At 70.5% G+C, this 12402-nt stretch carries 11 protein-coding genes; 6 read left to right on the plus strand and 5 right to left on the minus strand.

Translation table 11 applies throughout. The features are described from left to right. Positions 1-3 precede the first annotated feature (3 nt). Positions 4-1131 carry a magnesium/cobalt transporter CorA gene (corA, locus tag ACFYZB_RS04000; RefSeq protein WP_388754000.1) on the minus strand — a complete coding sequence of 376 codons (1128 nt, stop codon included), beginning with the start codon at positions 1129-1131 and terminating at the stop codon, positions 4-6. 152 nt (positions 1132-1283) lie between these two features. Here corA and ACFYZB_RS04005 point away from each other — a divergent pair, with 152 nt between their 5' ends. Further along, positions 1284-2078 (plus strand): methyltransferase domain-containing protein, encoded by a 795-nt coding sequence (locus ACFYZB_RS04005; protein ID WP_388754003.1) that lies wholly within the window; start codon positions 1284-1286, stop codon positions 2076-2078. A gap of 83 nt (positions 2079-2161) precedes the next feature. Here ACFYZB_RS04005 and ACFYZB_RS04010 read toward each other — a convergent pair whose 3' ends face one another. After that, entirely contained in the window at positions 2162-3115 is a 954-nt protein-coding gene (locus ACFYZB_RS04010) for a carbohydrate kinase family protein (RefSeq protein ID WP_388754005.1), read from the minus strand. Continuing rightward, positions 3100-4008, minus strand: a complete 909-nt coding sequence (locus ACFYZB_RS04015; RefSeq protein WP_388754008.1) for a pseudouridine-5'-phosphate glycosidase — start codon at positions 4006-4008, stop codon at positions 3100-3102. Before ACFYZB_RS04015 ends, ACFYZB_RS04010 begins: the two co-directional genes overlap by 16 nt. 115 nt (positions 4009-4123) lie before the next feature. Between ACFYZB_RS04015 and ACFYZB_RS04020 the strand changes: the two genes are divergently transcribed. Further along, entirely contained in the window at positions 4124-4555 is a 432-nt protein-coding gene (locus ACFYZB_RS04020) for a VOC family protein (RefSeq protein WP_388754011.1), read from the plus strand. Positions 4556-4622: 67 nt separating this feature from the next. Here ACFYZB_RS04020 and ACFYZB_RS04025 read toward each other — a convergent pair whose 3' ends face one another. Beyond that, on the minus strand, positions 4623-5177 hold the full coding sequence (locus ACFYZB_RS04025) for a methylated-DNA--[protein]-cysteine S-methyltransferase (protein WP_388754014.1): 555 nt from the start codon (positions 5175-5177) through the stop codon (positions 4623-4625). A 41-nt stretch (positions 5178-5218) separates the two neighbouring features. Continuing rightward, on the minus strand, positions 5219-6088 hold the full coding sequence (locus tag ACFYZB_RS04030) for a glycerophosphodiester phosphodiesterase (RefSeq protein WP_388754017.1): 870 nt from the start codon (positions 6086-6088) through the stop codon (positions 5219-5221). Between the two features lie 279 nt (positions 6089-6367). On the opposite strand from ACFYZB_RS04030, the gene ACFYZB_RS04035 reads away from it, so the two are divergent. The 4 genes from ACFYZB_RS04035 (at position 6368) to ACFYZB_RS04050 (ending at position 12307) form a co-directional block, all read left to right on the plus strand. Next, positions 6368-7234 carry an MHYT domain-containing protein gene (locus ACFYZB_RS04035; RefSeq protein ID WP_388754020.1) on the plus strand — a complete coding sequence of 289 codons (867 nt, stop codon included), beginning with the start codon at positions 6368-6370 and terminating at the stop codon, positions 7232-7234. A 40-nt stretch (positions 7235-7274) separates the two neighbouring features. Next, positions 7275-9422 carry an excinuclease ABC subunit UvrB gene (uvrB, locus tag ACFYZB_RS04040; protein ID WP_388754023.1) on the plus strand — a complete coding sequence of 716 codons (2148 nt, stop codon included), beginning with the start codon at positions 7275-7277 and terminating at the stop codon, positions 9420-9422. A gap of 156 nt (positions 9423-9578) precedes the next feature. Next, positions 9579-10157 (plus strand): TerD family protein, encoded by a 579-nt coding sequence (locus ACFYZB_RS04045; protein WP_351209371.1) that lies wholly within the window; start codon positions 9579-9581, stop codon positions 10155-10157. A gap of 62 nt (positions 10158-10219) precedes the next feature. Further along, positions 10220-12307, plus strand: coding sequence for a TerD family protein (locus tag ACFYZB_RS04050; RefSeq protein WP_388754027.1), 2088 nt, complete (start codon positions 10220-10222; stop codon positions 12305-12307). The last annotated feature ends 95 nt before the right edge of the window (positions 12308-12402 follow it).

The following is a 12402-nucleotide window of genomic DNA, read 5'->3' on the forward strand; positions in this document are numbered from 1 at the left end:
GGTTCAGAGCCAGCCGTTGCGCCGAAAGCCCCGGTACAGCACCAGACACGCCGCCCCCATGACGGCCATGACCAGCGGATAGCCGAACCGCCAGTGCAGCTCGGGCATGTGGTCGAAGTTCATGCCGTACACACCGCACACCATCGTCGGTACGGCGATCACCGCGGCCCAGGCCGTGATCTTCCGCATGTCCTCGTTCTGCGCGACGGTCACCTGCGCGAGGTGGGCCTGCAGAATCGAGTTGAGCAGTTCGTCGAAGGCGGCGATCTGCTCCTTGGCCCGTATCAGGTGGTCGAGCACGTCGCGGAAGTAGGCCTGTATCTCCGGGGCGACGACCCGAATGGGCCGGGTGGCGAGGTCCTCCACCGGGCGGCCGAGCGGCACCACCGCCCGCTTCAGTTCGAGCAGTTCACGCTTCATCTGGTAGATGCGGCCGGGGTCGAGCCGCGCGCCGTTCTCCGAGAACACCTCCGTCTCGACCTGGTCGATGTCGGCCTGCACCGCGTCCGTGACGTGCAGATAGTCGTCCACGACATGGTCCGCGATCGCATGCAGCACCGCCGCCGGCCCCTTGGCGAGCTGCTGCGGATGCGCCTCCAACTCCTCGCGCAGTGGGCCCAGCGAGCCGTGCCGGCCGTGTCGCACCGTGATGACGAAGTCCTCACCGACGAACACCATGATCTCGCCGGTGTTGACCACCTCGCTGGTCGCCGTCAGCTGTTCGTGCTCCACATAGCAGACCGTCTTGAACACCGCGAACAGCGTGCTGCCGTAGTGCTCCAGCTTCGGACGCTGATGAGCCTCGACCGCGTCCTCCACCGCCAGGGGATGCAGATCGAACAGCTCGGCGATGCCCGCGAACTCATGATCGGTCGGCTCGTGCAGCCCGAGCCAGACGAAGCCCTCGCCCGTCTTGCGCACCATCCGCACGGCATTCACCAGGTCCGTGCACTGCGGCACGCGCACGCCGTCCTGGTACGTCACACAATTGACCACCGACGAGCCCAGCGGTGACCGGGCGGGGTGACTCAGGTCCACGCGCGGCCGCCGCCGGGCCAGCTGCGCCACCTTGCGCAGGCCGCCGACCCTGCCCAGCCCTGTGACCTTGCGCAGATTCCCCGCCATGGACATCTGGATCTCCTCGGTTGGATCTCCTCCTGCAACGCTCTCGCGCCTTGTCCGGCAAGTCTGCCAGCCGAGGGCAAGGCACGGGTAAGCCTGTGGGAACAGGATGTTCCGCTTGGTTCCCGGGTGTGGACGAAGGTGGCTGGAATGATCGTGGCATGACCTCATCCGACGGGTATCTCCTGAACAACCGGCAGAACGAGGCCGCAGAGCGCTTCGACGCCTTCGCCGCGCTCTTCGATCCCACCACCTTCCGGCACATCGAGGCGCTCGGCATCGGGCCCGGCTGGCGCTGCTGGGAGGTCGGGGCCGGCGGCACCTCGGTGGTGGCCTGGCTCGCAGGGAAGGTGGGAGCCGCCGGACAGGTCGTCGCCACCGACATCGACACCTCTCGGATCACCGCCGCGGCCCACCCGCCGGTGGAGGTCCGCGTCCACGACGTGGGTGCCGAGGAGCCGCCGGGTGAGGGCTTCGACCTGGTCCATGCCCGGCTCGTCCTCGTCCATGTGCCGGACCGGACAAGGGCGTTGCGGTCCATGATCCAGGCTCTGCGGCCCGGTGGGCGGCTGCTGATCGAGGATGCCGATCCGGCCCTCCAGCCCCTGATCTGCCCCGACGAGTACGGCCCCGAACAGCGGCTCGCCAACCGCCTGCGCCAGGGCTTCCGCAAGCTGCTCGCCGAACGTGGCGCCGATCTGTCGTACGGCCGCAAACTCCCGCGTCTGTTGCGTGAGGCCGGACTGAGCGGGGTGGAGGCCGATGCGTTCTTCCCGGTGACGTCACCCGCCTGCACCGCTCTGGAGGCCGCGACGGTCCGTCAGATCCGGAACCGGCTCGTCACCGCGGGGCTCGCCACCGACGAGGACATCGACCAGCACCTGGCAAACGTCGAGGCCGGCGGCATGGATCTGGCCACCGCGCCGATGATCTCGGCGTGGGGGAGGAAGGACTAGGGACCCTGGCCCGGTTCGGCGCGGATCCCGGCCGCCTGGGTCAGGGCGTGGGAGGCACGGGTGGAGCCTTCCTCGCGGAGTCCTCATTCGCCGGACGCTGGCCAGTCGTCGCTTCCCGGACGCGGCGGTCTGGCGCCCACCCGTTCGACCGCCTCCGCCCCCGCCCGGCAGCCGCGTACCGCCGCCTCGTGCGGGTCCGCCCCCGTGAGCAGGGCGGCGAGGAACGCGCCGGTGAAGGCGTCACCGGCGCCCGTGGTGTCCCGAGGGATGGCCGGCGTGGCCGGGACTCTGGCCGGTGCGCTGCCGGAACGGGCCACCAGAGCGCCGTCCGCCCCCGCCTTGGCGACCACCAGCGGGACGAGACGGCTCAACTTTGCCGCCGCGTCCGCCGGATCCGGCAGCCCCGTCAGCAGGCATGCCTCGTCCCTGCTGGGCAGCAACACGTCCAGTCCCTCCGCGAAGGCCAGGAAGCGGTCAAGCCCCAGCCGCACCAGGAAGCCGGCCGACGCCGGATCGAGGCTGACCGGCACGCCACGCGCGCGTGCCGCCGCGAGCGCGGTCCGTGCGAGCTCCCGGCTCGGCTCCGTGAACAGCAGATAGCCCGACAGATGCAGCCGGCCGACGCCGTCGAGCAACGCGTCCGACCAGTCGGCGGGGTCGAGTCGCAAAGACGCCCCGCTGTCCGTGAGGAACGTACGCTCAGCCGCCGCACCGGCATCGACGAGGCAGATCACCGTCCCGGTCGCCGCCGTCGGATCGACCACCAGCCGGGGGCGGACCCCGGCCGCGACCAGCTCGCGCTCGTGCCACGCGGCCGAGTCCGTGCCCACCCGCCCGAGCAGCCGTACGTCCGCACAGCCCGTGTGCGCGGCCCAGCAGGCCACGTTCGCGCCCGCGCCGCCCGGCAGCGTGCGGATCGCCGCGGCGGTGTCGGTGCCGGCCGCGAGCGGCCCCCGGTGCCGGGCGACCACATCCGTGACCACGTCACCGACGACCAGGAGGGCCCCGTCCCGGCCCGCGGTCACCCCCTGGTCCATGCCGAGGCGATCCGCGCCGCCAGCCGTACGTTGCCGCGCACGGCCGCCAGATTGGCGCTCAGGGAGGCCCCGTCGGTGTGCCGGACCAGGTAGTCCAGCAGGAACGGCGTCACCGCCTGACCGGAGACGCCCTGGTCCGCGCAGGCGCGCAGACCATCGGCCAGTACGCGTGCGTGCAGTTCGGGATCGAGCTGCTCCGCCTCGGGGACGGGCTGGGCGACGATCAGTGCCGACGGCGGCGCGTCGAGCGCGTCCTGGGCGCGCATGACCTCCGCGACCTGCTCGGGGGTGTCCAGTCTCCAGTCGACCGGATGCCCCGAGTCGGACAGATAGAAGCCGGGGAACCGGTCCGTGCCGTACCCGGCGACGGCCACGCCCAGCGTCTCCAGCCGCTGCAGGGTCGCCGGCACGTCCAGGATCGACTTCACGCCCGCGCAGACCACCGTGATCCCGGTGCGGGCCAGAAGCCCCAGGTCGGCCGACTCGTCCTGGGTCACCGTCCACTCCCGGTGCACTCCGCCGAGCCCGCCGGTGGCGAACACCCTGAGGCCCACGAGCGCGGCCAGTTGTGCCGTCGCCGACACGGTGGTCGCCCCGCTCGTGCCGCTCGCCATGGCGAGCGGCAGGTCGCGGTGGCCGAGTTTGCGGATGCCGTCCTCGTTGGCGACCCGCTCCAGCTGCTCCTTGTCCAGGCCGACACAGGGACGACCGTCGAGCACGGCGATGGTCGCCGGTACGGCGCCCTCCCGCCGCACCGTGTCCTCCAGTTCCAGCGCCACTTGCAGATTGCGCGGGCGGGGCAGACCGTGCGCGATGATCGTGGACTCCAGGGCGACCACCGGCCGCCGTGCGTCGATCGCTTCCCGGACTTCTTCCGAAACCACCAGCACCACGCGCACCGCCTCCTGTCCGTCGGCCTTTCCTCATCTCTGGCGGGCGCCGACCGTCGTTAAACGCTCATGGCCGGTGCGCTTGCGGACTGTGGGGGACGCCACCAGCCTGGGGCGCATGACCAGGAACAGCACGCGTCTCGATCACGTCGTCCTGTGGGTGGCCGATCCCGTGGCCGCGGCCGGCTTCTACCGGGACACCGTCGGTCTGGAGCCGATCAAGGTCGCCGAGTTCGCCGGAGGAGAGGCGGCCTTCCCCTCCGTGCGCGTCAACGAGGAGACCATCCTCGACCTCGCCCCGTTCACCATGGCCGCACACATGAAGATGCTGCCGGGTGCGGCCGAGAGTGCGGGCCACCCCGTCAACCACGTCTGCCTGTCTCTGCCGGCCGACCACTTCGACGCCCTGCGCGCCCGCCTGGAGGAACACGGCGTCGCCATGTCGGGCATCGACCACGGCCTCTCCGGTGCCCGCGGCAACGCCACGCGCAGCTTCTACTTCCGCGACCCCGACGGCAACGTCTTCGAGGCCCGGCACTACGACGAGTAGGACGAGCAGCCGCGCCCGGTCGGACACGAGTAGCCGGGGCCGGTCCGAGGCGGGTGGCCGGGGCCGGTCAGAACAGCGGCTCGGGCAGTACCCCCTCAAGGGCGAGCAGCTTCCGCTTGGTCTCCAGCCCGCCCCCGAAGCCGCCGATCCCGCCGTCGCTCTCCACCACCCGGTGACACGGAACGACGACCGGCAGCGGATTGGCACCCATGGCCGCGCCGACCGCCTGGGCCCCGCCGGGCTGCCCCACCCGCCCGGCGAGATCGCCGTACCCCACCACTGTGCCGTACGGCACACCGGTGGTCAGCTCGCGCAGTACCTGCCGGTTGAAGCCGGAGATCAGCGACCAGTCCAGCGGCAAGTCGAAGTCGTGCCGCTCACCCGTGAAGTAGGCCCGCAGCTGGCGTATCGCCTCCGTCAGCAGCGGCGCGCCGGGATCCTCCACGGGGGCGGTGCCCAGCCGGGCCGCCAGCCGCTCCAGGGTGCGCTCACGCACCGCGTCCGTGGCGTGGAAGACCACGTTGACCAGGCCGTCACGGGTCGCCGCCAGCATCAGCGGCCCGATATCGGTGCCCACCACGGTCCACACGACCCGCTGCTCATCCTGCCCATGGCTGTCCATGCGCCCACCGTACGGCCCGCCACTGACAATGCCCGCCGCGCTCAGTCCGAGCCGAGCGCCGACCGCACCACGTCGGGTTTGTTGGTGATGATCCCGTCCACGTCGTAGCCCGCGACCTGGCGCGCGGTGGCGGCGTCGTTCACCGTCCAGGCGAACACCCCGAGCGGCTTGCCGTGCGGCCCGTCGAAGGTGTGGACGGCATCGACGTACCCCTTGGAGAGCGACCCGTACGAGGGATTGATGAGATCGGTGAAGCGCGCGTACTGGGGCAGTTGCGACACAGCGGGCGACCCGAGGAGGGCGGTGGTGATCGCGGGCTTCAGGTCGTGCACGGTCCGGATGCTGTCCGTGCTGAAGCTCTGCACGATCAGCCGGCGCAGGTGCTTGTGGTCCAGCCAGCCTTCGTTGCCGAGAAGCTTCAGGGTCTGCTGCTCGATGCCCGGATACAGCTCGGGGTTCTTGATCTCCAGGAGCAGTTTCTCGTGGTTGTGCTCGATCCGGCGCATGTACTGCTTCAGCGTCGGCACGCGCGTGCCCGCATAAGCGGGGGAGTACCAGCTGCCCGCGTCCAGCCGGGCGATCTCGGCCGCGGTGAAGTCCTTCACCTTCCACGGCGCCCGGCCGGGGAAGACCTGCTCGACGTTCGTGGTGCGCTGCAGGCTGTCGTCGTGGATGACGACCAGCTCGCCGTCCTTGGTGCGCTGGACGTCGTTCTCGACCCAGCAGAAGCCCAGCCGCGCGGCCCTGTCGATCGAGGCCAGCGTGTTCTCGGGAGCGTAGGCGGAGGCACCCCGGTGGGCGATCACCGTGGGCACGCCGACTTCGCCGGCCCGGGCATCGGTGCCGGGGCTCAGCAGGGCCGCCGCCCCCAGGACCGCGGCGGCCGTGGCGGCAACTACGCGCGCGTGCATGCAGACTCCTCGCGTCGAGCGAACACGGACAGCAATCAGACTGTCAGCAGACAGTCAACGACGCCGGGCGCACGACGGCCACAGACGAGATGGATATGTCCCAAGTCCGCACACCGGTGCCGCACAACTGAGGCAAGGCCGTGTTTCTTTGCCGGAAAATCGTTCGACCATTCCGGTGGGGGTCATACTCTCTGCGACAACCCTGACCGCCCGGCGGTCCTGGGCCGGGGGAACATTTCAAGGATTCCGGGACGCACGAGGGCGGAAGGGCAGCCGCGGATGCAAGGCACGGTCGACGGATTCAGCTACGGGGCCGTCACTCCATTGGTGGCCTATCTGATGGCCTGCCTCGGTGGCGCCCTCGGCCTGCGCTGCACCACCCGGTCCCTGCTGGTCACGCACTCCCGGCGGCCCGCCTGGCTGGCCCTCGGCTCGGCCGCGATCGGCTCCGGCATCTGGACCATGCACTTCGTCGCCATGATGGGCTTCGCCATCAAGGAGACGCCGATCCACTACGACAAGCCGATCACCTATGCGAGCCTCGCCCTCGCCGTCGTCATGGTCGGCGTCGGCATCTTCATCGTCGGCTACCGGGGCGCCACCGGCACCGCGCTGTTCACCGGCGGCACCATCACCGGTCTGGGCGTCGCCTCGATGCACTACCTCGGCATGGCCGGCGTGCACTTTCACGGGCGGTTCACGTACAACACCTACACCGTCGCCGCCTCCGTCGTCATAGCGGTCGTCGCGGCCACCGCCGCACTGTGGGCCGCCGGGCGCGTCCGGGGCTTCATGTGGAGCGTGGGGGCGAGCCTCGTCATGGGGCTCGCGGTCAGTGGCATGCACTACACGGGCATGGCCGCCCTCGGCGTCCACCTCGACGGCACCTCGCACACCGGCGGAGGCGCGCCGGAGCCGTCCGTGCTCGCGCCCATGCTGATCGGCCCGCTCGCCTTCCTGGTCCTCGCGGGCGTCGTGGTGATCTTCGACCCGCTGATGATCATGGGTCGGCCCGTCCCCAGGCCCGTCGAGCACAAACCGGGTGTCCCGGCCTCCGCCGTCGCCCCCGACCTGCACCGGCGTCCCGCCCTCCACCAGGGGCACCGGCCCGGGCACCCCGTCTCCCGGACCCCGCAGAACCGCTGATCCGGACCCGTTGTCAGTGCGGGGTCGTACGGTGGATGACATGCGGCCCGTATCCCACATCGAACGCACGGTGGCGCCCTTCGAGGTCGTCAGCCCGTACCAGCCCAGCGGCGACCAGCCGACGGCCATCGCCGACCTGGCCAAGCGGATCGAGGCCGGTGAGAGGGATGTCGTCCTGCTGGGCGCCACCGGCACCGGCAAGTCCGCCACCACGGCGTGGATGATCGAGAAGCTCCAGCGTCCCACGCTCGTGATGGCGCCGAACAAGACGCTGGCCGCCCAGCTGGCCAACGAGTTCCGCGAGCTCCTGCCGAACAACGCGGTCGAATACTTCGTCTCGTACTACGACTACTACCAGCCCGAGGCCTACGTCCCGCAGTCGGACACCTACATCGAGAAGGACTCCTCGATCAACGAGGAGGTCGAGCGGCTGCGCCACTCGGCGACGAACTCGTTGCTCACCCGCCGCGACGTCGTCGTGGTCGCCTCGGTGTCCTGCATCTACGGCCTCGGCACTCCGCAGGAGTACGTGGACCGGATGGTCCCCCTCAGGGTCGGCGACGAGATCGACCGGGACGAGCTGCTGCGCCGCTTCGTCGACATCCAGTACACGCGCAACGACATGGCCTTCAGCCGCGGCACCTTCCGGGTCCGCGGCGACACCATCGAGATCTTCCCGGTCTACGAGGAGCTGGCCGTCCGCATCGAGATGTTCGGCGACGAGATCGAGGCGCTGTCCACGCTGCACCCGCTCACCGGCGAGATCATCAGCGACGACCAGCAGCTGTACGTCTTCCCCGCCTCCCACTACGTCGCCGGCCCCGAGCGCATGGAGCGGGCCGTCAACGACATCGAGAAGGAGCTGGGGGAGCGCCTGGCCGAGCTGGAGAAGCAGGGCAAGCTCCTGGAGGCCCAGCGCCTGCGGATGCGCACCACGTACGACATCGAGATGCTCCGCCAGATCGGCACCTGCTCCGGCGTGGAGAACTACTCGATGCACTTCGACGGCCGCTCGCCCGGTTCCCCGCCCAACACCCTGCTGGACTACTTCCCGGACGACTTCCTGCTCGTCATCGACGAGTCGCATGTCACTGTCCCGCAGATCGGCGCGATGTACGAGGGCGACGCCTCTCGCAAGCGCACCCTCGTGGAGCACGGTTTCCGCCTGCCCTCCGCCCTGGACAACCGCCCCTTGAAGTGGGAGGAGTTCCAGGAGCGCATCGGTCAGACCGTCTACCTCTCGGCGACCCCGGGCACCTACGAGATGTCGCGCTCCGACGGCGTCGTGGAGCAGATCATCCGCCCGACCGGTCTGGTCGACCCGGAGGTCGTGGTCAAGCCCACTGAGGGCCAGATCGACGACCTGGTGCACGAAATCCGCAAGCGCACCGAGAAGGACGAGCGCGTCCTCGTCACCACGCTCACCAAGAAGATGGCCGAGGACCTCACCGACTACTTCCTGGAGCTCGGCATCCAGGTGCGCTATCTGCACAGCGACGTCGACACCCTGCGCCGCGTCGAGCTGCTGCGCGAGCTGCGCTCCGGTGAGTACGACGTCCTGGTCGGCATCAACCTCCTGCGGGAGGGCCTCGACCTGCCCGAGGTGTCCCTGGTGGCGATCCTGGACGCCGACAAGGAGGGCTTCCTGCGTTCGGGCACCTCGCTGATCCAGACCATCGGCCGCGCGGCGCGCAATGTCTCCGGCCAGGTCCACATGTACGCCGACAAGATCACCCCGGCGATGGAGAAGGCCATCGAGGAGACCAACCGGCGCCGGGAGAAGCAGGTCGCCTACAACAAGGCCAACGGCATCGACCCGCAGCCGCTGCGCAAGAAGATCAACGACATCGTCGCGCAGATCGCCCGCGAGGAGGTCGACACCGAGCAGCTGCTCGGCACCGGCTACCGCAAGTCCAAGGACGGCAAGGGCGCCAAGGCACCCGTCCCGGCGCTGGGCGACAAGGCGGCCAAGGGTGCGAAGGCCGGCAAGACCGTCAAGGGCAAGGCGGCGGCCGCGGTTCCCACGGACCGCCCGGCGGCGGAACTCGCCGAGCAGATCGAGGAGATGACCGAGCGTATGCGCGCCGCCGCCGCGGAGCTGCAGTTCGAGATCGCGGCCCGGCTCCGTGACGAGGTCTCGGAGATGAAGAAGGAGCTGCGCCAGATGCGGGAGGCCGGTCTCTCCTGAGCCCTGCCACCCTGCCGGACCTCGGTATATGCGCCAAGTGTTGCAACACCGACACAAAGCGCGGGCCGGGGTTCGGCACTGTCGGTGCCCCTGCGTAGGGTTCTGGACAACCGCGCACTGCGCGGCAACAGGGGACCTTCGAGAGGGGATTCAGCGGTGTCCGTCAACTTGAGCAAGGGTCAGGCCATCAGCCTGGAGAAGAAGGACGGGGGCACGCTGACCGCGGTCCGTATGGGGCTCGGCTGGCAGGCGGCGAAGCGGCGCGGTCTGTTCGGCTCCCGCACGCGCGAGATCGACCTGGACGCGTCGGCCGTCCTCTTCGCCGAGACCCAGCCGGTCGATGTCGTCTTCTTCCGCCACCTGGTGAGCGACGACGGTTCCGTCCGCCACACCGGTGACAACCTCGTCGGCGGCGTCGGACAGGGCGGTGACGACGAGGCGATCCTCGTGGACCTGCAGCGCGTTCCGGTTCACATCGACCAGATCGTCTTCACCGTGAACTCCTTCACGGGCCAGACCTTCCAGGAGGTGCAGAACGCGTTCTGCCGTCTCGTGGACGAGACCAGCGGTCAGGAACTGGCCCGCTACACGCTGGACGGCGGTGGCGACTACACCGCCCAGATCATGGCGAAGGTGCACCGCGCGGGCCCGGGCTGGACGATGACCGCGCTGGGCACACCGGCCTACGGCCGTACGTTCCAGGACCTGATGCCGGCGATCCAGCAGCACCTGTAGGACCGCCTGCCCGACCGGCGGGACGCTCGACAGAACGACAACGACACAGGGGGACGACGGCGATGAAGGCCGAGCTGGTGCGAGGGCAGAACCACCCGCTGTCCCAGGTCCGGCTGACGATCCGGATCTCGGCCGGGGTGCCGGTTCTTGCCGGAGCCACGCTCGGCGACGAGAGCGGCACCGTGCACGGTCCGCAGTGGGTGGCCTACCCCGGCGCGCCCGCCGTGCCCGGTGTCGAGGTCCCCCGGCAGGCGGCCACCGAGCACCGGCTCACCGTCGACCTGGGTGCCCTGCCCGAGGCCGTCCACCGCGTCGACGTCTTCCTCGCCCTGCCCACCGGGCCTGGGGCACCGCTCCGGTTCGGTGAGGTCGCCTCCCCGCACACGACGGTCGAGGGCCTCGACGGCACCGAACTCGCCTGTTACACCCTCACCGGCCTGGACAGCGAGACCGCCGTGCTCGCCCTGGAGCTGTACCGCCGACAGGGCGTCTGGAAGGTGCGTGCGGTGGGCCAGGGCTATGCTGCCGGCCTTCCCGCACTCCTGGCCGACCAGGGCCTGCGCGAGGCCGCCGAGCTCGTGGCAACCGCCCATGCGGCGGCGTCCGGTGAGTTGGCCGGCTCCGGCGAGGCGGCCGCTTCCGGTCCGTCCCGCACGCTGCCGGCGCCGCCCTCGGCACCGTCTGCGCACGAGACGTCGGCCCGCGCACCGCAAGGCACCTCCACGGCCCCATCGCACGAAACGTCGGCCTCCGCCGCGCGCGTCACACCGGTCGCCGGGCCGTACGGCACCGACGCGCCCGAGCCCCGGGACACCCCCGCGTCCGGGACGGCTGGGCCGGCGCCGTCCCGTACCCCGCGGCAGCCGGAGCCGGCACCGCCGTACGACGTGCGGAACCCCCACGACACCCGGGCACCCGGCGCAGTCCCGCGCGACCCCGGCACCCCGGTCGACTACACGCACCCCGGCCGTCGTCGGCACGGCACACCGTCCCCGGCGGCTCCGACTGCCGACGACGGCCGGCCCGCGCAGCCCGTCGCGGGCGACGCCGTGGGCTGGTCGATGGAGGAGCGGCTGTACAACCAGGTCTGGGGGATGTTCGAGGACCTGGCCCGCACGACCGCCGCGTACCGCAGCGCCGTCGACTTCGCCGACTCTCGTCTGGAGAAGGAGCTCGACCAGGTCCTGACCGACCCCCGCGGCAGGCTCGGCACCGCGGGCGACGTCGCGCGCGAGGCGTCCCATGCCCGCCGGACACAGCTGGTGGACCAGGCGCGTGCGGTCCTCGACCGCGACATCGCCCAGCTCACCGCCGAGTCCGAGGTGGTCGAGCCCGCGCTGCCGCCGGCCTACGCCCGCTGGGACAACCCCGTCTGGCACGGCTACCGCGTGCCCGCCGAACCGCCGATGGCCCTGCGCCTCGGCGACCTCCATCTGCCCGAGAGCGAGCCGTTGCGCATCCCTCTGCTGGTCAGACTGCCGCTGGAACGCGGCCTGTGGCTCGACAGCGGCCCGGCGTTGCCCGGTGGCTTCCCGGACCCGGCCGAACTGCGGCACCTGGCCATGGAGGCGGCTGCGGCACTCGCGGCGCGGCTGCTCGCCGTGCATCCGGCGGGGGACTTCGCCGTGCAGGTGATCGACCCGGCCGGCACCGGGGCTGCGGCATACGCCCCGCTCACGCGGACCGGGGTGCTCGCCGTGCCTCCCGCGACCGGCGCGGCAGGTGTGACGGCGATGCTGGAGCGGCTCACCCGGAGGGTCGATCTGGTACAGATGGCGCTGCGCGGCGGCGCGCCCGAATCGCTGCCGGCCGATGTCGACACGGCGCGTCAGCTCCTGATCGTCAACGACTTCCCGCACGGCTTCGACGACCGGGCGGTGACACGGCTGCGCTACCTCGCCGACGAGGGGCCCGATGTCGGTGTCCACCTCCTGCTGGTGGCGGACCGCGAGGACGCCGCCGCCTACGGCCCCCTGCTCGATCCGCTGTGGCGTTCGCTGATGCGACTCACCCCTGTGCCCGGCGATCACTTCGCCGACCCCTGGGTGGGCCACGCCTGGACCTACGAACCGTCGCTGGTGCCGGCTGGCAGTCAGGTCGTGCACCAAGTGCTCACCGAGGTGGCGAGAGCCCTGACCAAGGGCAGGTAAAGGTCACTCACCAGCACATTTGGTCTTTATTTTACTTTTTCCTTTACCTTTCCTTGGTGATTGAGGTACTGTCTTCCGTGCGGAGGGGAGTACTC

The sequence above is a fragment of the Streptomyces sp. NPDC001852 genome (assembly GCF_042891825.1).
In the GTDB taxonomy this organism is placed as follows: domain Bacteria; phylum Actinomycetota; class Actinomycetes; order Streptomycetales; family Streptomycetaceae; genus Streptomyces.

Bases quoted from the DNA above. Each gene is read 5' to 3' on its own strand.
- ACFYZB_RS04050 (WP_388754027.1), top strand. From the start codon at position 10,220: ATGAAGGCCGAGCTGGTGCGAGGGCAGAACCACCCGCTGTCCCAGGTC.
- ACFYZB_RS04010 (WP_388754005.1), bottom strand. From the start codon at position 3,115: ATGGACCAGGGGGTGACCGCGGGCCGGGACGGGGCCCTCCTGGTCGTC.
- ACFYZB_RS04035 (WP_388754020.1), top strand. From the start codon at position 6,368: ATGCAAGGCACGGTCGACGGATTCAGCTACGGGGCCGTCACTCCATTG.
- ACFYZB_RS04025 (WP_388754014.1), bottom strand. From the start codon at position 5,177: ATGGACAGCCATGGGCAGGATGAGCAGCGGGTCGTGTGGACCGTGGTG.
- ACFYZB_RS04020 (WP_388754011.1), top strand. From the start codon at position 4,124: ATGACCAGGAACAGCACGCGTCTCGATCACGTCGTCCTGTGGGTGGCC.
- ACFYZB_RS04030 (WP_388754017.1), bottom strand. From the start codon at position 6,088: ATGCACGCGCGCGTAGTTGCCGCCACGGCCGCCGCGGTCCTGGGGGCG.
- uvrB (WP_388754023.1), top strand. From the start codon at position 7,275: ATGCGGCCCGTATCCCACATCGAACGCACGGTGGCGCCCTTCGAGGTC.
- ACFYZB_RS04005 (WP_388754003.1), top strand. From the start codon at position 1,284: ATGACCTCATCCGACGGGTATCTCCTGAACAACCGGCAGAACGAGGCC.
- corA (WP_388754000.1), bottom strand. From the start codon at position 1,131: ATGTCCATGGCGGGGAATCTGCGCAAGGTCACAGGGCTGGGCAGGGTC.